The sequence below is a fragment of the Streptomyces sp. NPDC091292 genome, assembly GCF_044757265.1.
Classification (GTDB): domain Bacteria; phylum Actinomycetota; class Actinomycetes; order Streptomycetales; family Streptomycetaceae; genus Streptomyces.
The window spans coordinates 214,610-234,597 of the sequence record NZ_JBIVUQ010000008.1 but is presented as its reverse complement, the minus strand read 5'-3'; the positions used below and the strand labels follow the sequence as shown (position 1 = coordinate 234,597).

Sequence of the window (19,988 nt, the reverse complement as noted above, 5' to 3'; positions counted from 1 at the left end):
CGGCCCCCTTACCCGAGGCGCTCGCCGGCCCACCCGGCGAGCGCCTCGAAGTCTGTCCGCGTCAGCCCCGTGCCCGGATGCACCCACCGCAGCAGCGCCGCGCCGCCGTGATGGTCCGTGACCCACCCCGTGTCGCGCGCGGTGATCTCGTCGTCCACCCAGGCGAACGGCCGCCCCGCCGCGTACGCCACCACGTACTGCGTCTTCCAGTACGTACCGTCAGGCGCCGCGCCGTGCATCTCCGGCCAGTCGATGTAGGGCAGCCGGGGCAGCCCCAGCTTCGGCCCTATCCACTCGTTGGCCTCGTCCTTCCACGTCGTCGCCCACGCCAGCTCGAAGCGCGTCGTCAGGCCGAGCAGCCGCTCTCCGTGGTCCGGATTGAGCAGTACCGGCAGATACGGCGACTGGGTCCAGCTCTCCGGACGCGTCCGGTACAGCGTGTAGCCGTCCGGTACCGGGCCCGACAGCGCCAGATACGGATTGAGCGGTCCGTCGATGTCGAGCAGCAGCAGCGGTTTCAACGGCTTCATACGCAGAAGCATCCCCCCGACAGACCCGCTCCTCTCCTGGCTCGTACGAAAATCCGATGAGACAATGATGTCTCATGTGCGTTACTCTCGTCTCATGTCCGTCGATCGCGAACAGATGCTGCGCAACGCCGCCGCCCTGCTCACCCGTAAAGCCACCGCCACCATGGACGAGGTCGCGCGGGCCGCCGGTATCAGCCGTGCGACCCTGCACCGGCACTTCGCCGGGCGCGACGCCCTCGTCCGGGCCCTGGAAGACCTGGGCATCCGCGAGTGCGAGGCCGCGCTGGACGCGGCACGGCTCGGTGAGGGCAGCGCGGAAGAGGCGCTGCGGCGGCTGGTCGGCGCGGTGGAACCCGTGGCCGGTCTGCTCGCCTTCCTCAACTCCGAGAACCAGCTCTTCGAGGGCGAGACGCAGAACGAGGGCTGGGCCCGGCTCGACGCCCGGATCTCGGCACTGTTCCAGCGCGGCCAGGAGAGCGGCGAGTTCCGTATCGATCTGACCCCGGCCTGGCTGACGGACGCGCTCTACGGCCTCATCAGCTCCGCCACCTGGTGCGTCCAGGACGGACGGATGGCCGCGAAAGACCTTCCATTCATGATCGCCGAGCTGTTGCTCGGCGGCGCACGACGGAGAGTGACACCATGACCAGCACGCAGCAGCGGACTCCCGGGACGGAGGCGGTGGAGTACCGGCCAGGTCGCTGGCTCGCGCTCTCCGTCCTCGTCCTCGCGGTGCTGCTCGTCGCGGTCGACGCGACCGTACTCGGGCTTGCCACGCCCTACATCAGCGAGGACCTGAAGCCGTCCGGCAACCAACTGCTCTGGATCGGCGACGTCTACTCGTTCGTGATCGCCGGTCTGCTGGTCTCCATGGGCAGCCTCGGCGACCGTATCGGCCGCAAGCGGCTGCTGCTCATCGGCGCGCTCGCGTTCGGCGGCGTCTCGGTGCTCAACGCGTACGCGACGACGCCCGAGATGATGATCCTCGCCCGTGCGCTGCTCGGTGTCGCCGGTGCGACGCTGATGCCGTCCACGCTCGCGCTCATCCGCAACCTCTTCCACGATCCGCGCGAGCGGAGCCTCGCCGTCGGTATCTGGGGTGCGATGGCGTCCGCCGGTACGGCCGTCGGGCCCGTCGTGGGCGGATTCCTGCTGGAACACTTCTGGTGGGGCTCGGTCTTCCTGATCAACCTGCCCGTGATGGCCGTCCTGGTCGTCGTCGGCTACAAGCTGCTGCCCGAGTCGAAGAACCCGAAGCCGGGTCCGTGGGACCTGATCAGCGTCGTCCTGTCCCTCGTCGGCATGGTCTCCGTGGTGTACGCGATCAAGGAAGCGGCCACGCACGGCCCGAACGGGGTCGCCGGGGCGACCGGTGTGCTCGGTGTCGTCGCGCTCGTCTGGTTCGTACGGCGCCAGCTCACGCTGCCCGCGCCGCTGCTGGACATGCGGCTGTTCCGGCACCGGGGCTTCTCCGGAGCGGTGCTCGCCGACCTGCTGACCATCCTCGGCCTGTCCGGCCTGGTCTTCTTCCTGTCTCAGTTCCTGCAACTGGTGCAGGGCAGGCGGCCGTTCGAGGCGGGGCTCGCCGAGTTGCCCGCCGCGGTGGGTGCGGTGGTCGCCGGGCTCGTCGCGGGCCGGGTGGCCCGGCGGTACTCCGTACGGAGCGTGGTGGCCTTGGGGCTCGCGGCGATCGGGCTCGCGCTGGCCGCGCTGACCGTGCTGAGCCAGTCCACCGGGTATCCGATGCTCGGGGCGGTCCTGCTCATGGTCGGTGTCGGTGCGGGATTCTCCTTCACCGTCACGGCCGACGTGATCCTCTCCAGCGTGCCCAAGGAGCAGGCCGGATCCGCGTCCGCCGTCTCGGAGACGGCGTACGAACTCGGCGCGGCACTCGGCATCGCGCTGCTGGGCTCCATCGTCACCGGTGTGTACCGCGACTTCACGGTCCCCGCCGGAACCCCGGCCGACGTCTCATCGGCGGCACACGAGTCGCTGGGCGGAGCGGTGGAGGCGGTACGGGGACTTCCCCCGCACACGGCCGAACCCCTCCTGGCCGCGGCCCAGGAGGCCTTCGTGGACGGCATGAGAATCGCCGCCGGCGCGGGAGCGGCGGTCCTGCTGGCAACGGCGATCGCAGCGTGGTTCCTGCTGCGGGGCCAGAAGCTGGAGGACGGGGTGGAACGGGCGGAGCACTGATCGCTGCCGCGGGGTGTCGGCGGAGGAGTGGCCGCTGTCGCGAGGCGTCGGGTGGGGTGGAGTCGGTGGAGCACTGACCGCCGCCGTGAATGCCGCCGGACTCGCACCGTCGTGGCGCGCCACCGCTCCGGCGGGATCACGGCTCCGCCGTGGGGGAGAGGCGCGTCCCGCTGTCGCGGCGGGGCCGTGATTCCTCAGCCCTCCACGGCGGGCCGCGATCCCACCGCGCGTGGCGCCAAGCCGCTACGGGCGCGGGTCCGGTGGAGCGGGTGGGGTGGTTCCTGACGGCGAAGCTGGGGGCCACCGGCGCGACGGCGCGCTACGACTGGGCGGGTTCGCTGGATTGGGTGGCGGAGCGGGGCGGGTGCTTCCTCGCGGCGGAGCCGCGGACCTACGGCGCGGAGACCAGCAACCATGTGCGGGCCCGGCGGCATGGGGGCGGGCGGGGCAGGTCGGGTGGTTCCTCGCGGCGGAGCCGTGAATCGCTGTCGCGGCGACGAGCCATGACGGCGGGGGTTCGGTGGCTTGGGTGGCGGGGGTAGCGCCCTCGCGGCGGAGCCGTGTTCCCGCCGTCGCGGCGACCAGCCCCGATGGCGCGGGTTCGGCGGAATGGCGGCGGGTGAAGCGAGTCGAGTGGTTCCTCGCAGCGAACCGTGGATGCCGCCACGGTGACAACGACTGCGCGGGTTCGGTGGATTGGGTGGCGGGCGGAGCGGGTCGGGTGGTTCCTCGCGGCGACAAGCCATGGCGGCGCAGGTTCGGCGGAGTGCGTGGCGGGCGGAGCGTCCTCGCGGCGGAGCCGTGTTCCCGCCGCCACGGTGACAAGCCACCACGGCGAGGGTTCGGCGAAATGGGGGCGGGTGAAGCGGTTCGGTTCATTCCTCACGGCGGAGGCGTGTTCCCGTCGTGGCGACCAGCCCCGATCGCGCGGGTTCGCTCGTCGCGGCGGAGCCGTGGGCCGCCGCCATGGTGACAAGCCGCCACGGCGCGGGTTCGGCGGAATGGGGGGCGGCGGGGAGTGGACCGGTCTAAAAGCTCACGCAGCTTTCGCCTTGGTTGCGTACATGTCCACGTACTCCTGGCCCGACAGGCGCATGACCTCCGTCATGACCTCGTCGGTGACCGCGCGCAGGACGTAGCGGTCGCGGTCCATGCCGTCGTAGCGCGAGAACTCCATCGGCTCGCCGAAGCGGACCGCCACCCGACCGGGGCGCGGGAGCCCTTTGCCGCCCGGCTGGAGCTTGTCCGTGCCGATCATCGCGAACGGCACCACCGGCGCCCCCGTCATCAGGGTGAGCCGCGCGATCCCCGTACGCCCCCGGTACAGCCGCCCGTCGGGGGAGCGCGTGCCTTCCGGGTAGATGCCGAAGATCCGGCCCTCGTCCAGGATGCGACGCCCCGTCATGAGGGCCGCGACACCGCCCCGTCCACCGTCCCGGTCCACCGGGATCATGCCGACGCCCGTGAAGAACCAGGCCATCAGCCGCCCCTTGATGCCCTTCCCGGTGACGTACTCGTCCTTGCCGATGAAGAACACCTGCCGGTCGCACACGAGGGGCAGGATCATCGAGTCGATGAACGTCAGATGGTTTCCGGCCAGAATCACCGGACCGGTCGCGGGGATCTTCTCGGCGCCCTCCACCCGGGTCCGGAACATCAGGCGCATGATCGGTCCGAGCACTGCCTTGATCAGCGCGAAACGGGACAACGGGCCCTCCGGGGTCGGGGTTCGACGGCTGCGCCAGTCGCGGTCTGTCGAAGTCTGTGCAGGTGAGGACGATACTCGCGAGCACGGTCCGTTCGCACATCGGGTTCACGGAGTGGTTACGCATTGTTGACCTGGCCTTGCGTGGCGTCGCGTCCCCGACACCTCCGTGATATGACGCAGACCGGATACGCCGGATCGGCCATTGGCGCGTAGTCGCCCCTCATGCGTCCTGATGTGCGCAGGGCCCGTTCGGCCGACGCACCGTCACCCGCCGCGCGAGGATGGCCGATACGCACGGATCGGCCACCTGACCTCACCCGTCCGTTCCGGCCCACGTCTCCCTCCGGTCACTCCCCGCCACCTACGATCGCACCGCAGTCGGCGGAACAGTCGTTCGGGAGGAGTACTCATGGGTACGCAGGGGTCGGACGAGCAGGGGCGGGCGACACGGCGCTCGGTGCTGGGTGCCGCGGCGGCGCTCGGCGCGGCGAGTGCCGTCGTGGGGCTGCCCGCGGTGGCGAGAGCGGACGAACGGCACGGCCAGGGCGGCGGCTTCCCGTCCCTGCCGGTGCCGACGATCATCGGGCACCGGGGCGCCAGCGGCTACCGCCCCGAGCACACCATCGGCTCGTACCAGCTCGCCCTCGACATGGGCGTGCACGTGATCGAGCAGGACCTCGTCCCCACCAAGGACGGGCATCTGGTGTGCCGTCACGAGAACGACATCACCGGCACCACCGATGTGTCGGCGCACCCCGAGTTCGCGGGGCGCAAGACGACCAAGACGGTCGACGGAGTGAAGCTCACCGGCTGGTTCACGGAGGACTTCACGCTCGCCGAGCTGAAGACGCTGCGCGCCAAGGAGCGGATCCCCGGCACCCGTCAGCACAACACCCTCTACGACGGCCGCTGGGAGGTGCCCACCATGGAGGAGGTCCTCCAGTGGGCCGACCGTGAGGGCCGCAAGCGGGGCAAGCCGGTATGGCTGCACATCGAGACCAAGCACCCCACCTACTTCCGCGGCCTCGGCCTCGGCCTGGAGGAGCCCCTCGCGAAGCTGCTGCGCAAGTACGGCCGCCAGCGCCGCACCGCGCCCAACTTCCTCCAGTCCTTCGAGCCCAGCAGCATCGAGCGGCTGGCCCGTCTGGTGGACGCGCCGGGCGTGGTCCTGCTGTCCGGCGCGGGCAGCAAGCCCTGGGATTTTGTTGTCTCCGGCGACCCCCGCACCACCGACGACCTCGTCAAGCCCGAGGGCCTGAAGTGGATCGCCACCTACGCCAAGGGCCTCGGCCCCACGCTCGACCTGATCATCCCGAAGGACGCGAGCGGCAAGCTCACGCAGCCGACCACGCTGGTACGGGACGCGCACAAGGCCGGGCTGATCCTGCACCCGTACACCCTGCGCAACGAGAACAGCTTCCTGCCCGCCGACTTCCGCAAGGGCACCGACCCCAACGCCTACGGCGACGCCTTCGGCGCCTTCCAGGCGTACTTCGCCACCGGCATCGACGGCATCTTCTCGGACAACGGCGACACGGCGCTCCTCGCCCGCGCCGACTTCGTCAACCGCTGACCGCACACCCCCGATGGGGGTGGAGCACCGACGCCCCGGCAACCTCCTGCCGGGGCGTCGGCGTCCCGCCCGACATGACACCGACGCCCGCATCGACGCCCACACGGACGCCCGCATCCACCCCCGCACAGACGGCCACTGACGACCCGTACGCCCTGGTCGGCGCCCTGCGCCCGCTGCTCGCCGCCGAGGCGTCCGCCGAGGCCCACGCCTCCGGCACCGAACCGGGCGATCTCGAACAGGCCGTATGGCTGCGCCTCCTGGAACGCCTCGCCGACGACGGGCCGCCCACCGACCCGCCCGGCTGGCTCCGGCACGCCGTCCGCTCCGAGGCCCGCCGGCTGCGCCGCCCCGCCCGCCACGAACGGCCCTACACGTCCGAGCCCGCCGACACCCGCTCGGGCCCCGAGCAGCGCGCCCTGACGGCCGACCGGACCCGTGCCCTGTACGCCGCCGTACGGAGACTGCCCGGCCGCTGCCCCGGTCTGGTGGCTGCATTTCTGTCTCCCAAGGACCTCACCTACCGGGAAATCGCAGGAGAGTTGGGTATGTCACAGGGCAGTCTGGGGCCGGAACGTTCCCGATGCCTGGGATGTCTGCGCAGAATGCTCACGGCGGAGGTTGCAGCTCCTGAACGACGGGGAAAGGAGCGTTAGACAACCGGTGGAGCAGGTGAGCGGGAGGCATGCACACATGGGCATGAGCGTGACCATCTCTGCGGCGACCGAGCAGGACGCCGAACAGATCCTCAAACTGCAATATCTCTGCTACCAGCGCGAGGCAGAGCTGTACGGGGACTATTCGATCGAACCGCTCACCCAGCCGCTCGACTCCATTCGGGCGGAGTTGAGCGGTGGCAGTGTGCTGGTCGCGCGGCTCGGCGACGAGGTGGTCGCCTCGGTCCGCGGCACCCTCGGCGCGGACGGCACCGCACACATCAACAAGCTCATCGTGCACCCGCGGATGCAGCGGCACGGTCTCGGCGGACGGCTGCTCGCCGCGATCGAGGAGCGGCTGGGGTCCATCGGCACCGTCAAGCGGTACCAGCTCTTCTCCGGGCACCGTAGCGACCACAATCTGCGCCTCTACCGCAAGCACGGGTACGCGCCGGTCGGTTCGGAGCAGGTCGACGAGCGGCTGACCCTGGTGACCCTGTCGAAGACGATCGAGGCACCGGCGTTCGCCGCCAGCGCCTAGAGGGTGGCTCAGCAGGTGGCTACGGGGTGGCGGGGCGGGCGGTGCGGAGCCAGAACATCGCCGTGACCGGGAGGAGCACCGGGATGAACAAGTACCCCATCCCGTAGTCCGACCAGACCGTCGCGTCCGGGAAGGCCGAGGGATCCGCGAGGGTCCAGGTGCCCACGGTCAGGACGCCCACGAGTTCGGCGGCGCAGCACACCAGCGCCGCCTTCCTCGCCCGTTCGCCGCCCCGCACCAGCGAGTACGTGATGAAGCCGTAGACCACACCGGCCGCCGCCGACAGCGAGTACGCCAGCGGCGCGTGGTCGAACTCCGTCGCGATCTGTACGACGGACCGCGACACCGCGCCGACGACCATCACGCCGTACAGCCACACCAGTAGCGTGCCGGGACCGGAGATCAGCTTCCGCCGCGCGCCCTGTCCGTTCTCCTGCTCGACCGTCATCTCAGCCTCCCCAGATGTCGTAGAGCCGTACTTCGAGGACGGCGAGGACGACTCCGCCGGCCGCGACCGTCACCGAGCCCCACCGGGTGCGCTCCCCGAGCGACATGAACCCGGCCGCCGGTACGCACGCGAAGGCGCCCAGCAGATACGCCACGAAGATCGTCGTGCCCTGCTCCGGCTGCTCGCCGCGCGCCAACTGGACGATGCCCACGACCAACTGCACCGCGGCGAACAGCGAGACCACGGCCATCCCGATGAAGTGCCAGTCCTTGGTCGGCTGGTCCCGGTAGGCGGCGAAGCCGCACCACGCGGCGAGCACGAGCGCGGCCACGGCGGTCGCGATCGTCAGGGCATCAAGCATGCGGCGACCCTATTACGGGCCATTCGGACCGAAGTCCCCGGCCCCGGGACCGCCGCCCCCGCCGTGGCGTTGACCACACGCCTGATCCACCGGAGCCGGAGGACGGAGCGAGGCGGAAGTGAGCCTTCCCTGTGTCTGTGCTGGTCAGGGGCGGTGGAGTGCGGTCCGGCGACGGCGTCCCGTACCTGTCCACGTGTGTCCGCCATACGGACAGCGATGCCGGGTGTCGTCCTCACGTCTGCTTTACTTGCCCGCATGACCACGACGAGCAGCCGCACCCTTGCGACCGAGGCGATGATGACGCCCGGTGCTCGCTGTATGTGTCGAATGTGCGCCTTCTGAGGGCCCCCGTACCGCAGCCGGCCTCGCGCCCCGAAGCGAGACCGCTGAGCTGTGCCCCGGACCGTACGCCCCCTGACCGGACCCCCGAGGTCCGGCGGGGCTGACAGGTCCGCCCCGAGCGCACGGCTCCCCTCCGGTCCACCCGCCCCGCGGGAACCGTGTCGCGCCCCCCACGCGAATGCCCCCACACGAATGCCCCGTGCCCGGTGCCCCACAGAGCGCCGCGCACTCGACAGTGACGGAAACCCAGTGATCACCACTCAGGGCCTCACCAAGGTCTACCGCTCGCGTGACCGCGAGGTCACCGCCCTGGACGGCGTCGACCTCCAGGTACGCGAAGGCGAGGTGTACGGCGTCATCGGCCAGAGCGGCGCCGGCAAGTCCTCGCTCATCCGCTGCGTCAACCTCCTGGAACGCCCCACCTCCGGCACCGTGACCGTGGACGGCCGGGACCTCACCGCCCTCGCCGGGCGCGGCCCCCGCGCGGGCCGCGAACTCCGCGAGGCCCGCAGCCGTATCGGCATGGTCTTCCAGCACTTCAACCTGCTGTCCTCACGCACCGTCCGCGCCAATGTCGAACTGCCCCTCGAAATCCTTGGCGTCTCAGGGAAGGAACGTTCCCGCAAGGCGCTGGAACTGCTCGACCTCGTCGGACTCGCCGACCAGGCAGGGGCCTACCCGGCGCAGCTCTCCGGCGGGCAGAAGCAGCGCGTCGGTATCGCCCGCGCCCTGGCCGGCGACCCCAAGGTGCTGCTCTCCGACGAGGCCACCAGCGCCCTCGACCCCGAGACCACCCGCTCGATCCTGCACCTGCTGCGCGACCTCAACCGGCAACTGGGGCTGACCGTCCTGCTCATCACCCACGAGATGGACGTCGTCAAGACGGTCTGCGACTCCGCCGCCCTCATGGAACACGGCCGCATCGTGGAGTCCGGCACCGTCGGGGAACTCCTGGCCACGCCCGGCTCCCAGCTCGCCGAAGCGCTCTTCCCGGTCAGCGGCGACGCCACCGGCGATGACCGCACGGTCGTGGACGTCACCTTCCACGGCGAGGCGGCGACCCGGCCCGTCATCTCGCAGCTCTCCCGCACCTACAACATCGACATCTCGATCCTCGGCGCCGCGATGGACACCGTCGGCGGCAAGCAGGTCGGCCGGATGCGCATCGAACTGCCCGGACGGTACGAGGACAACGTCGTACCGGTCGGCTTCCTGCGTGAGCAGGGCCTCCAGATCGAGGTCGTCGGACAGCACGCCACGGTGAAGGAAGGTGCCAAGTGACCTGGTCGGAGATGCAGCCGCTGCTTGAACAGGCGTGTTGGGACACCCTGTACATGGTCGGCTGGTCGACGCTGATCGCCGTCGCCGCCGGGCTGCCGCTCGGCATCCTGCTCGTCCTCACGGACCGCGGCGGGATGCTCCAGAACGCGGTGGTGAACAAGGTCATCGGGCAGGTAGTGAACATCGCCCGCTCGATGCCGTTCATCATCCTGATGGTCGCCCTGATGAGCTTCACACGGCTGATCACCGGCACCACCATCGGACGCACGGCCGCCATCGTGCCGCTCGCGATCGGCGCCATCCCGTTCTACGCCCGCCTCGTGGAGACCTCCGTACGCGAGGTGGACGGCGGCCTGGTCGAGGCCGTGCAGGCGATGGGCGGCAGCACCTGGAAGGTCGTCCGCAGCGTCCTGATCCCCGAGTCGCTGCCGTCGCTGATCTCCGGCGCCACCACCACGGTCGTCGCCCTCATCGGCTACTCGGCGATCACCGGCACCGTCGGCGCGGGTGGACTCGGCGACATCGCCATCCGCTACGGCTACCAGCGCTTCGAGTCCGGACTGATGTGGATCACGGTGGGCATCCTCGCCGTCGTCATCTCCGTCATCCAGTTCGCCGGCGACCACACGGCCCGCAGATTGCACCGGCGCGGCGGCCACTCCGGGCCCGCGCCCCGGCTGCGGCTGCTGCGCGGCGCGGCACCGGGGAAGACCCCGCCCGCCCTGACCCCGAGCGACGTGGTCGCCGAACCCGACCCCGTGAAGGTCCGCTGAGCACCCCCTCAGGGCCCCACTCCACCACCCCCCCGAACTCGCCCCGCACCATCCGCGCGGGGCAGGCACCACCCATGAGAAAGGCACTTTTCGTGCGTAACACCACCAAGATCACCACCGCTGTCCTCGCCGCCGGAGCCCTCACCCTGGGCCTGTCCGCCTGCGGCTCCGAGAAGTCGCCGGCCGGCGCCGGCGCCGACTCCGACGCGGTACTGACCGTCGCCGCGACCCCCACCCCGCAGGGCGAGATCCTCACCTACGTCAAGGACAACCTGGCGAAGAAGGAGGGCCTCAAGCTGGAGGTCAAGGAGTTCACCGACTACGTCACGCCGAACACCGCCGTCCAGCAGGGCGAGATCGGCGCGAACTACTTCCAGCACAAGCCCTACCTGGACGACTTCAACAAGAAGAACGGCACCGACATCGTGGCCGTGCCCGGCTCGACGGTCCACCTGGAGCCGCTCGGCGTCTACTCCAAGAACGTCAAGAAGCTCACGGACCTCAAGGACGGCGCGAGCATCGCCCTGCCGAACGACACCACCAACGAGGCCCGCGCCCTGAAGCTGCTCGCCGACAACGGCCTCATCAAGCTCAAGGACGGCGTCGGCTTCGAGGCGACCCCCAAGGACATCGTCGACAACCCGAAGAACCTCCAGTTCAAGGAGTTGGAGGCCGCCATCGTGCCGCGCTCCCTCCAGGACGTCGACGCCGCCGTGATCAACGGCAACTACGCCATCGAGGCCAAGCTCAGCCCCGCCAAGGACGCCATCGCCGCCGAGAGCGCCCAGAACAACCCGTACGGCAACTTCCTCGCCGTCAAGAAGGGCAACGAGGACGACCCGCGCGTGAAGAAGCTCGCCAAGCTCCTCACCTCGCCCGAGGTCAAGAAGTTCATCGAGGACAAGTACGACGGCGCCGTCGTACCGGCCTTCTAGCCATGCGCGCCGTCAAGCGCTCACGGACGCTGACCCTGCTCGCGACCGGCACCGCCCTGGCCCTGGGCCTCACCGCCTGCGGCTTCGACTCGGGCTCCGGTTCGGACTCCGGTTCGTCGGACGGCGGTGGTGACGGCGGCACGCTCGTCGTCGGCGCCACCGCCGTCCCGGCCGGAGAAGTCCTCGCCTACGTCAAGGACCACCTCGCGAAGAAGGCCGGACTCGACCTGGAGATCAAGGAGTTCACGGACTACGTCCTGCCGAACACCGCGCTCCAGGAAGGCTCACTCGACGCCAACCTGTACCAGCACAAGCCGTACCTGGACGACTTCAACAAGTCCAAGGGCACGGAGCTGACACCGGTCACCGAGGTGTACCTGCCGCCCATGGGCGTGTACTCCAAGAAGACCGGCGACATCGGCGAGCTGCGCGACGGAGCCACGGTGGCCGTCCCCAACGACACCACCAACGAGGGCCGCGCCCTCCAACTCCTCGCAGGCGAGGGCGTCATCGGGCTGAGGAAGGACGCCGGACCGGACGCGAGCCCCGCCGACATCACGTCCAACCCGAAGGAACTCGTCATCAAGGAGCTGGACCCGGCCCAACTGCCGCGCTCCCTCGACGACGTGGACGCCGCCGTCGTGAACAACAACTACGCGCTCGACGCGGGCCTCAGCCCCAAGAAGGACGCCATCCTCCTGGAATCCGTCCAGGACAACCCGTACAACAACGTCCTCGCCGTCAAACACGGCAACGAGGACGACCCACGGGTCAAGAAGCTGGCCGCGCTGCTCACTTCGCCCGAGGTCGCACGCTTCATCCGCGACACCTACCAGGGCTCCGTACTGCCCGTCACTGGCGGCTGAACCCGCCACCCGCACGGGGTCCGTCACCACTCGGTGCCGGACCCCGTGGTGCGATCCGGCGCCCGGATGCTGCATGCTGGAGCATTCAGCAGAGACCTGAAGGTTCCTGAGGGTTACGGAGCGGCGCCATGACTACCACCTTCCCCGACATCTCCATCAGCACGGAGCGGTTGGTGCTGCGCCCGTTCGAGGAAGCGGACGTCCCGGCCCTCACCGAGATGATGAACGACGAACTCGTCACCATGTGGACCTCCGTGCCCCAGCCCTACGCCGAGGCCGACGCCCGCGCCTGGGTCGACGAACTGGCGCCCGCCGAACGCACCGGGGGCCACGGCATCGTCTTCGCCGTCAGCGAGTTCCTCACCCAGCGCCTCGTCGGCATCGTGCACCTGCGCAACACCGACTGGCAGATCCGCGCCACCGAACTCTCGTACGTCGTCGCCCCCTGGGCACGCGGCGAGGGCTACGCCTCCGAGGGCTCGCTCGCGGTCGCCCACTGGCTCTTCCACGACCAGAAGTTCGAACGCCTCGAACTGCGGACCGCCGCCGCGAACACCGCGTCCCAGCAGGTCGCCCAGCGCATCGGCTGCATCAGCGAAGGCGTCCTGCGCAACGCCTGGATAGCGCGAGCCAGAACCGACGACGGCGGCTGGGCCCCGACCCGTACCGATCTCATCGTGTGGAGCCTGCTGCCCGAGGACCTCGACGGCGTCCCGGACCACTTCGCCGACGCCGACGGCTTCACCGCCTACGCCGACTGGAACTGAGCACCCGCCCGGCCCCGCCACCAGGACACCCGCCCCCGGCCCAGGGCGCCTGCGACCCACCACAGCCGCGCCCGGTACCCTCAGGTGCCCATACGCCCCCCACCACCTGCCGGACACCCGGACAGCCGGACACACCCGGACGAACCCGACCGGGACAGCGGACGACCCGAGACCCTGGAGACTGACGACGATGGCCGACCGGGTCACGGTGATCGGCTGGGACGGCTCGCCCCTCACCGACGCGGCACGCTCCGCGCTGAGCGCCGCGACCCTGGTCGCCGGAGCCGCCCACCACCTCGCACTCCCCGAGATCCCGCCCGCTGCCGAACGCATCCGGCTCGGCAGCGTCGCCCTCGCCGCCCGCCGTATCGCCGGCCACCGCGGCACCGCCGTCGTACTCGCCGACGGCGACCCCGGCTTCTTCGGCGTCGTCCGCACCCTGCACGGCCCCGAATTCGGGCTTGAGGTCGAGGTCGTCCCCGCCGTGTCCTCCGTCGCACAGGCGTTCGCGCGCGCCGGAATGGCCTGGGAGGACGCCGAAGTGGTCGTCGCCCATCGCCGTACGCTGCGCCGCGCCGTGAACGTGTGCCGCGCCCACACCAAGGTCGCCGTCCTCACCTCACCCGGCGCCGGACCCGCCGAACTCGGCCTCCTCCTCGAAGGCGTCCACCGCACCTTCGTCATCTGCGAGGAGCTGGGCACCACCCGCGAACGCGTCACCGTCGTCACCTCGGACAAGGCCGCCGACCACGCCTGGCGCGACCCCAACGTCGTCATCGTCATCGGCGGCACCCCCACCGCGGGACCCGAGTCCGCCTGGATCGCGGGGCGCGAACCCGTGACGGCACCCCGGGGCTGGGCCCTGCCCGCCGCCACCTACGGCACCGCGCCGCACGAGGGCGAGAACGACCTGCTGCGCGCCGCCCAACTCGCCCGCACCGGGCCCCGCGTGGGCGACCTCGTCTGGGACATCGGCTCCGCCAGCGGCGCCTTCGCCACCGAGGCGGCCCGCTTCGGCGCCGCCGTCATCGCCGTCGACAGCGACCCCGACGCCTGCGCCCGCACCACCGCGACCGCCCGCCGCTTCGGCGTCCAGCTCCAGATCGTGCACGGCACCGCCCCGCACATCCTCGAAGACCTGCCCGAACCCGATGTCGTACGCGTCGGGGGCGGGGGAGCGGACGTGGTCTCCGCGGTCGCCGACCGGCGCCCCGCCCGTATCGTCACGCACGCCGCGACACGCGACGCCGCCGAACTCGTCGGCAGGGGCCTGACCGAACACGGTTATGAGGTGGAGTGCGCGCTTCTCCAGTCCGTCGAACTGGACACCCGGGCCTGGTCCGAGAAGGAACGCACCGTCGCCTTCCTGCTCTGCGGACGCCTCCCCGACCGCGCCCCGTGATCCTCGCCCGGCGGGGCGCGAGGTAGGCTGGCCGATCGTTGTACCGCGCCGGACCACCCAGGGCTTCGTGGCCCAATGTCCGGAAAACCCGCCCGTTTTGGGTGGTGTGTGATACAGCGGACCGGAGGACGCGCGACGTGGCGCAGTCCACAGTGGACCGTGCCGGAACCAGGTGCCGGGGCGGGGGCGAACCGGGACAATGGCTGAGGCCGGACTGCCGGCAGGGGCGCCGTTGCCGACGGACCGTTCGTGCCGCGTGGCGTGCCCGCTCGTTCTTGAAGGAGGGCGGTCGGTGCGCCGCCCCGGGCAGGCGGGCCACCCCGGCAAGGCCGGGGACGGTCGAAGAAGCACTACCGATGGGCGAGGGGTACGCATGACCGACACCGGCCAGATCCCGGGCGAGGGACTGCCGGAGAGTGCCGGCGAGGGGGTCGCTGCCGGGTCCGTCCAGGACCTGGGAGCAGGGCAGTCGGGCGTCCAGGCGCCGGGTGCCTACACCTACCTCGACCCCGCCGAGCCTCCCGCCGAAGACGACGACCTCCTGCTGATGCCGGGCGCCCAGGGCGCCTGGAGCGACGGCCCGTCCACCGGGGGCGCGGGCATGCCCGGCGTACCGGACGGTGCCGTGGCGTACCCGCCGGTGACGCATACGACGGTGGTGCCGTCGATCCCGACGTCGCTGGAGCCCGACCCGTTCGAAACGGATCCGTTCGACCCGGAGCAGTACGCGAACCCGCAGTTCGCGCCCCAGCCGCCACAGCCGGAGCAGATTCCCGGCGCCGAACCGGCTCCCCTTGCCGACCCGGCCGCCGCCGTGGACACCCCGGTCACGGTCGACCCCGCCGAGACCCCGGCCCCGGCCTCGGATCAGGCCCCGCACGAGCCCGTCCCCGTTCCCGTGCCCGTGGCGCAGGGGTCGGCCGGACCGGACAGCGGATCCGTCGACCTCGGTGAGGTCTCCGCCTCCGCACCCCAGTCCGGCCCGGCCCGCCGTCCGCTCCACCTCGGCCCGCCCCTGCCCGACGCCGCCGCGAGCCCCGTGCGCTCCCTGTCCGACCGGGGACCCGCCGGGAGCCGCCGCAGCGCCGTCAAGGTCCGCCACCAGAGCCCCCCGACCACCGGCCCCGAGTACCTGGACATCCCGCGCGACGCGGCCCCGCTGCCCGGACCGCAGCTCGGCGAGATCCCGGTCCAGGGCGGCGCGCCCTGGTCGCCGCTGCCCCCGAACGGAACATCTGGCAACGGAACATCGGGCGGCCCCGGCGGCACACCGGCAGAAACGGTCGTTCCGGACTTCGTACCCGAAGCCGCCCCCGCGCCCGCCTCCGCCACCCCTCCCGCGACGGCCTTCCCGCCCGCTCCGGAGATGGCGAACGCCACGCAGACCATGGACGCCGGACCACTGGGCGAGCACGCGGCACCGGTGAACGGGGTGGTGCCCGGCGACGGTACGCAGCGGCTTCAGGGACCTCAGCAGGTGCCGGTCACCGAGGCCGACGTCCACCTCGCCGCGTCCTCCGGTGTCGACTTCACCCGGCCCGCCGACGCATCCGGTTCCGGGACCATCGGCCAGTTCGTGCCGGTCGACGGCACCGTCCCGACCCCACCCCATCTGGCGCCCACTCCTCCGCACGCGCTGCGCGTGGTGCCGGTGGCCGGTGACGAGAACGGGGGCGGCCTGCCGGTCGCGATGCCGCCCGCCGCCGTCGCGGCGCCCGAGGCTTCGGAGCCGGTCGCCGAGGACGGTCCGGAAGCGGGTCCGCAAGGGGAGTTGGTCCCCGAGGAGCCGATTTCCGGGGAGCCGGTTGCCGAGGCGCCGGTCGCGGAAGCAGCGGTGACCGAGGAAGCCGCTGGCGCGCAGCCCGTACCCGGGCCGGTGTCCGTCGTGTCGAACACGGTGCCCGAAGCCCCGGCCGAATCCGCCCCCGAGGCGCAAGAGGCCGTACCGGACACGCCCTTCATGGCACCCGACGGACCTGATGTACCCCACGCAGCCGACGCACCCGACGCGTCCGAGGCTTCCGGCGTCCGTGAGGAGCCTGGGGCACCCGACGCCCCCGGGCCCCTCACGCCCCTCACCGCCCTCGCCCCGGACGCCCCGACGGACCTCGGCACCCCCGAAGCGCCGAACGGCGCCGAGGCCACCGACGGCACCGACGGCACCGACGCCCCGGACGCCTCCCACACCGGCCCCCCGGCCGACGTACCCTTCCCCGCCCCCCGTACCGGCGAAGCCCCGCTCCCGGAACCGGCGGACCAGGACGACGCGCCCGAACCCCTGGCCGCGCAGTCCCCGGACACCATGGACACCCGTACCGCCGACGACGACGGTGCCTCCGACGCGCCCCGCCCGGCCCCCGCGCGGGGAGCCCCCGCACCCGGCTACGACGACGCCGAACGCGAAGCCGTCCTGCGCGTCATGCGGGAACGCCGTGACATCCGCAACGGCTTCCGCCCCGATCCGATCCCGCACGACGTGCTGCTGCGGGTCCTGGAGGCCGCCCACACCGCGCCGTCCGTCGGGCACTCGCAGCCCTGGGACTTCGTCGTCATCCGCTCCGCCGACACCCGGCAGGCGATGCACGAACTCGCGATGCGCCAGCGTGACGCGTACGCCAAGTCCCTGCCCAAGGGCCGCGCGAAGCAGTTCAAGGAACTCAAGATCGAGGCCATCCTCGACACCCCGGTGAACATCGTCGTCACCGCCGACCCCACACGCGGCGGCCGGCACACCCTCGGCCGTCACACCCAGCCGCAGATGGCGCCGTACTCCTCGGCGCTCGCGGTCGAGAACCTGTGGCTCGCCGCCCGCGCCGAGGGCCTGGGCGTCGGCTGGGTCAGCTTCTTCGACGAGCGCGAGATGGTCCGCGCCCTCGACCTGCCGGAACACCTGGAGGTCGTGGCGTACCTGTGCGTCGGATACGTCGACGAGTTCCCGGAGGAGCCCGAGCTGTCGCAGGCGGGCTGGTCCAAGCGCCGCCCGCTGTCCTGGGTCGTCCACGAGGAGACGTACGGCCGCCGGCTGCTGCCCGGTGAGGAGCCCCACGACCTGCTCGCCGAGACCGTCGCCGGCATCCGGCCGCTGGACGCCAAGGCGCTCGGCGAGGCGTGGGAGCGGCAGAAGCGGATGACCAAGCCGGCCGGCGCGCTCGGCATGCTGGAGATCATCTCCGCGCAGCTCAGCGGCCTGTCCCGGATGTGCCCGCCGCCGATTCCGGAGCCCGCGGCCGTCGCGATCTTCGCGGGCGACCACGGGGTGCACGCCCAGGGCGTCACGCCCTGGCCGCAGGAGGTCACCGGCCAGATGGTCGCCAACTTCCTCGGCGGCGGCGCGGTCTGCAACGCGTTCGCGCACCAGGTCGGCGCCGAGGTCTGCGTCATCGACGTGGGCGTCGCCTCGGACCTGCCCGCGACCCCGGGGCTCCTGCCGCGCAAGATCAGGGCCGGTACGGCCGACATGACCACCGGGCCCGCGCTCACCCGCGACGAGGTCAAGGCCGCCATCGAGGTCGGCATCGAGACCGCCCGCGATCTGGTGGCGGCGGGCAACAAGGCGCTGCTCACCGGCGAGATGGGCATCGCCAACACCACCGCGTCCGCCGCTCTCATCGCCGTCTACACGGGCGCCGAACCGTCCGAGGTCACCGGCCGGGGCACCGGCATCAACGACGAGACGCTGGCCCGCAAGACCGAGGTCGTACGGCGCGCGCTGGAGCTGCACCAGCCCGACCCCGCCGACCCGATCGGGGTGCTCGCGGCGATCGGCGGCCTCGAACACGCCGCCATCGTCGGCCTGTTGCTGGGCGGCGCGTCCCTGCGGACGCCCGTCGTGCTCGACGGGGTCAGCGCCGGTGCGGCGGCCCTGGTCGCCCGCGCCATCGCGCCCGAGGCGCTCGCCGCGTGCATCGCGGGCCACCGCAGCGCCGAGCCCGGCCATGTCGCCGCGCTGGGCAAGCTCGGCCTGCGCCCCCTGGTCGACCTCGACCTCCGGCTCGGCGAGGGCACCGGCGCCCTGCTCGCCCTGCCGCTGGTGCAGAGCGCGGCCCGCGCGATGCACGAGGTGGCGACCTTCGACTCGGCCGGAGTCACCGAGAAGTAGCCACGGCCGCCGCCGGGCACGGCGGCGCGGCGGGCCGCCTCACGCCACGACCGGCGCGGGGCGGCGCCGTATCGTGGACCCACCGCCACGACCCACTGCCACTGCCCGCCGCGACGACATGCCCCCGCGCCGCCGCCACGCACCCACCGCACGTCACCCCCGCTCCCGCGCCGCAGCGGGCCGTACGAGGAGCCGCACCGCCATGCCAGCGAACGCCCCGCACCCGCCCTACCCCGTAGGGCTCCGCCTCACCGGCCGCCGTGTCGTCGTCCTCGGCGGCGGCCAGGTCGCCCAGCGCCGCCTCCCGGCACTGATCGCGGCGGGCGCCGACCTCGTCCTCGTCTCCCCGGCGGTCACCCCGTCCGTCGAGGCGATGGCGGACGCGGGCGAGATCACCTGGCTGCGCAGGGCGTACGAGGACGGCGACCTCGCCGGCGCCTGGTACGCCCTGATCGCCACCAGCGACCGCGCGGCGAACGTCCGCGCGTCCGCCGAGGCCGAGGCCCACCGCGTCTGGTGCGTACGCTCCGACGACGCCGACGCGGCCACCGCCTGGACCCCGGCGACCGGACACAGCGAGGGTGTCACGGTCGCCGTCCTGACCACGGACGCCCAGGGCCGCGACCCGCGCCATACCGCCGCCGTGCGGGACGCCGTGGTCGAGGGCCTGCGCGACGGCACCCTCGTCGCCCCGCACCACCGCACCCGCACCGCGTCGGTCGCCCTCGTCGGCGGCGGCCCCGGCGATCCCGACCTGATCACGGTCCGTGGCCGCCGGCTGCTCGCCGAGGCCGACGTCGTCATCGCCGACCGGCTCGGCCCCCGCGACCTGCTCGCCGAACTCCCGCCGCACGTCGAGGTCATCGACGCCGCGAAGATCCCGTACGGCCGGTACATGGCGCAGGAGGCCATCAACAACGCGCTCGTCGAGCACGCCAGGGCGGGCCGGTCCGTGGTGCGGCTCAAGGGCGGCGACCCGTTCGTCTTCGGCCGGGGCATGGAGGAGGCCGAGGCGCTCGTCGCGGCCGGGATTCCGTACACCGTCGTGCCCGGCATCTCCAGCGCGATCTCGGTGCCGGGCGCCGCCGGCATCCCCGTCACGCATCGCGGGGTCGCCCATGAGTTCACGGTGGTCAGCGGCCATGTGGCACCCGACGACGAGCGCTCCCTGGTCGACTGGCCCGCGCTCGCCCGGCTGCGCGGCACCCTCGTCGTCCTGATGGGCGTCGACAAGATCGGCCGGATCGCCGAGACGCTCATCGCCCACGGCAGGCCCGCCGACACACCGGTGGCCCTGGTCCAGGAGGGCACCACCGCCGCCCAGCGCCGGGTCGACGCCACCCTGGCGACCGTCGCGGACACCGTCGTCGCCGATGAGGTACGGCCGCCCGCCGTGATCGTCATCGGCGAGGTCGTCAGGGTCGGACCGGGCGTCCCGGGCGCCCCGAGAGACACCTCACGTAACCACGAGTAACACGATCCCCGTCCAGCCGTTGGCACCACACCCAGG

At 71.8% G+C, this 19,988-nt stretch carries 17 protein-coding genes; 13 read left to right on the top strand and 4 right to left on the bottom strand.

The features are described 5' to 3' along the window. Nucleotides 1-8: 8 nt before the first annotated feature. Nucleotides 9-521: a hypothetical protein gene (locus ACIQNU_RS23290; RefSeq protein WP_401369930.1), complete on the bottom strand. Its 513-nt coding sequence runs from the start codon at nt 519-521 to the stop codon at nt 9-11. 103 nt (nt 522-624) lie between these two features. Between ACIQNU_RS23290 and ACIQNU_RS23285 the strand changes: the two genes are divergently transcribed. Then, complete coding sequence (locus ACIQNU_RS23285) at nt 625-1,176, top strand: TetR/AcrR family transcriptional regulator (protein WP_401369504.1); 552 nt, start codon at nt 625-627, stop codon at nt 1,174-1,176. Next, entirely contained in the window at nt 1,173-2,726 is a 1,554-nt protein-coding gene (locus ACIQNU_RS23280) for an MFS transporter (protein ID WP_401369502.1), read from the top strand. The genes ACIQNU_RS23285 and ACIQNU_RS23280 overlap by 4 nt, the downstream gene beginning before the upstream one ends. A gap of 1,036 nt (nt 2,727-3,762) precedes the next feature. On the opposite strand, the gene ACIQNU_RS23275 is transcribed toward ACIQNU_RS23280, so the two are convergent. Further along, nucleotides 3,763-4,434, bottom strand: a complete 672-nt coding sequence (locus tag ACIQNU_RS23275; RefSeq protein ID WP_401369499.1) for a lysophospholipid acyltransferase family protein — start codon at nt 4,432-4,434, stop codon at nt 3,763-3,765. 409 nt (nt 4,435-4,843) lie between these two features. Between ACIQNU_RS23275 and ACIQNU_RS23270 the strand changes: the two genes are divergently transcribed. From ACIQNU_RS23270 to ACIQNU_RS23260, 3 genes are all read left to right on the top strand, one after another. Further along, a complete protein-coding gene (locus ACIQNU_RS23270) occupies nt 4,844-6,007 on the top strand; it encodes a glycerophosphodiester phosphodiesterase (RefSeq protein ID WP_401369497.1) in 1,164 nt (387 codons plus the stop codon). A 155-nt stretch (nt 6,008-6,162) separates the two neighbouring features. Continuing rightward, complete coding sequence (locus ACIQNU_RS23265) at nt 6,163-6,663, top strand: sigma-70 family RNA polymerase sigma factor (RefSeq protein WP_401369927.1); 501 nt, start codon at nt 6,163-6,165, stop codon at nt 6,661-6,663. A 37-nt stretch (nt 6,664-6,700) separates the two neighbouring features. Beyond that, nucleotides 6,701-7,204 (top strand): GNAT family N-acetyltransferase, encoded by a 504-nt coding sequence (locus tag ACIQNU_RS23260; protein ID WP_401369494.1) that lies wholly within the window; start codon nt 6,701-6,703, stop codon nt 7,202-7,204. Nucleotides 7,205-7,223: 19 nt separating this feature from the next. On the opposite strand, the gene ACIQNU_RS23255 is transcribed toward ACIQNU_RS23260, so the two are convergent. After that, a complete protein-coding gene (locus tag ACIQNU_RS23255) occupies nt 7,224-7,652 on the bottom strand; it encodes a hypothetical protein (protein ID WP_401369491.1) in 429 nt (142 codons plus the stop codon). Nucleotide 7,653: 1 nt separating this feature from the next. Then, nucleotides 7,654-8,013 (bottom strand): hypothetical protein, encoded by a 360-nt coding sequence (locus tag ACIQNU_RS23250; RefSeq protein ID WP_401369489.1) that lies wholly within the window; start codon nt 8,011-8,013, stop codon nt 7,654-7,656. Between the two features lie 591 nt (nt 8,014-8,604). Between ACIQNU_RS23250 and ACIQNU_RS23245 the strand changes: the two genes are divergently transcribed. From ACIQNU_RS23245 to cobA, 8 genes are all read left to right on the top strand, one after another. Continuing rightward, on the top strand, nt 8,605-9,636 hold the full coding sequence (locus ACIQNU_RS23245; protein ID WP_401369488.1) for a methionine ABC transporter ATP-binding protein: 1,032 nt from the start codon (nt 8,605-8,607) through the stop codon (nt 9,634-9,636). Further along, nucleotides 9,633-10,409 (top strand): methionine ABC transporter permease, encoded by a 777-nt coding sequence (locus tag ACIQNU_RS23240; protein ID WP_401369486.1) that lies wholly within the window; start codon nt 9,633-9,635, stop codon nt 10,407-10,409. Before ACIQNU_RS23245 ends, ACIQNU_RS23240 begins: the two co-directional genes overlap by 4 nt. A 92-nt stretch (nt 10,410-10,501) precedes the next feature. After that, nucleotides 10,502-11,344, top strand: a complete 843-nt coding sequence (locus ACIQNU_RS23235; protein ID WP_401369925.1) for a MetQ/NlpA family ABC transporter substrate-binding protein — start codon at nt 10,502-10,504, stop codon at nt 11,342-11,344. A gap of 2 nt (nt 11,345-11,346) precedes the next feature. Next, nucleotides 11,347-12,210 carry a MetQ/NlpA family ABC transporter substrate-binding protein gene (locus tag ACIQNU_RS23230; RefSeq protein ID WP_401369484.1) on the top strand — a complete coding sequence of 288 codons (864 nt, stop codon included), beginning with the start codon at nt 11,347-11,349 and terminating at the stop codon, nt 12,208-12,210. A gap of 128 nt (nt 12,211-12,338) precedes the next feature. Beyond that, nucleotides 12,339-12,977, top strand: a complete 639-nt coding sequence (locus tag ACIQNU_RS23225; protein ID WP_401369481.1) for a GNAT family N-acetyltransferase — start codon at nt 12,339-12,341, stop codon at nt 12,975-12,977. Between the two features lie 190 nt (nt 12,978-13,167). Beyond that, a complete protein-coding gene (cbiE, locus tag ACIQNU_RS23220) occupies nt 13,168-14,379 on the top strand; it encodes a precorrin-6y C5,15-methyltransferase (decarboxylating) subunit CbiE (protein ID WP_401369479.1) in 1,212 nt (403 codons plus the stop codon). A 373-nt stretch (nt 14,380-14,752) separates the two neighbouring features. Continuing rightward, on the top strand, nt 14,753-18,478 hold the full coding sequence (cobT, locus tag ACIQNU_RS23215; protein ID WP_401369476.1) for a nicotinate-nucleotide--dimethylbenzimidazole phosphoribosyltransferase: 3,726 nt from the start codon (nt 14,753-14,755) through the stop codon (nt 18,476-18,478). 202 nt (nt 18,479-18,680) lie between these two features. Then, entirely contained in the window at nt 18,681-19,952 is a 1,272-nt protein-coding gene (cobA, locus tag ACIQNU_RS23210; protein WP_401369473.1) for a uroporphyrinogen-III C-methyltransferase, read from the top strand. The last annotated feature ends 36 nt before the right edge of the window (nt 19,953-19,988 follow it).

What these genes read in the sequence shown, in the direction of transcription:
- ACIQNU_RS23285 (WP_401369504.1), top strand. Translation starts at nt 625, where the DNA reads ATGTCCGTCGATCGCGAACAGATGCTGCGCAACGCCGCCGCCCTGCTC.
- ACIQNU_RS23280 (WP_401369502.1), top strand. Translation starts at nt 1,173, where the DNA reads ATGACCAGCACGCAGCAGCGGACTCCCGGGACGGAGGCGGTGGAGTAC.
- ACIQNU_RS23270 (WP_401369497.1), top strand. Translation starts at nt 4,844, where the DNA reads ATGGGTACGCAGGGGTCGGACGAGCAGGGGCGGGCGACACGGCGCTCG.
- ACIQNU_RS23260 (WP_401369494.1), top strand. Translation starts at nt 6,701, where the DNA reads ATGGGCATGAGCGTGACCATCTCTGCGGCGACCGAGCAGGACGCCGAA.
- ACIQNU_RS23255 (WP_401369491.1), bottom strand. Translation starts at nt 7,652, where the DNA reads ATGACGGTCGAGCAGGAGAACGGACAGGGCGCGCGGCGGAAGCTGATC.
- ACIQNU_RS23250 (WP_401369489.1), bottom strand. Translation starts at nt 8,013, where the DNA reads ATGCTTGATGCCCTGACGATCGCGACCGCCGTGGCCGCGCTCGTGCTC.
- ACIQNU_RS23230 (WP_401369484.1), top strand. Translation starts at nt 11,347, where the DNA reads ATGCGCGCCGTCAAGCGCTCACGGACGCTGACCCTGCTCGCGACCGGC.
- ACIQNU_RS23225 (WP_401369481.1), top strand. Translation starts at nt 12,339, where the DNA reads ATGACTACCACCTTCCCCGACATCTCCATCAGCACGGAGCGGTTGGTG.
- cbiE (WP_401369479.1), top strand. Translation starts at nt 13,168, where the DNA reads ATGGCCGACCGGGTCACGGTGATCGGCTGGGACGGCTCGCCCCTCACC.
- cobT (WP_401369476.1), top strand. Translation starts at nt 14,753, where the DNA reads ATGACCGACACCGGCCAGATCCCGGGCGAGGGACTGCCGGAGAGTGCC.
- cobA (WP_401369473.1), top strand. Translation starts at nt 18,681, where the DNA reads ATGCCAGCGAACGCCCCGCACCCGCCCTACCCCGTAGGGCTCCGCCTC.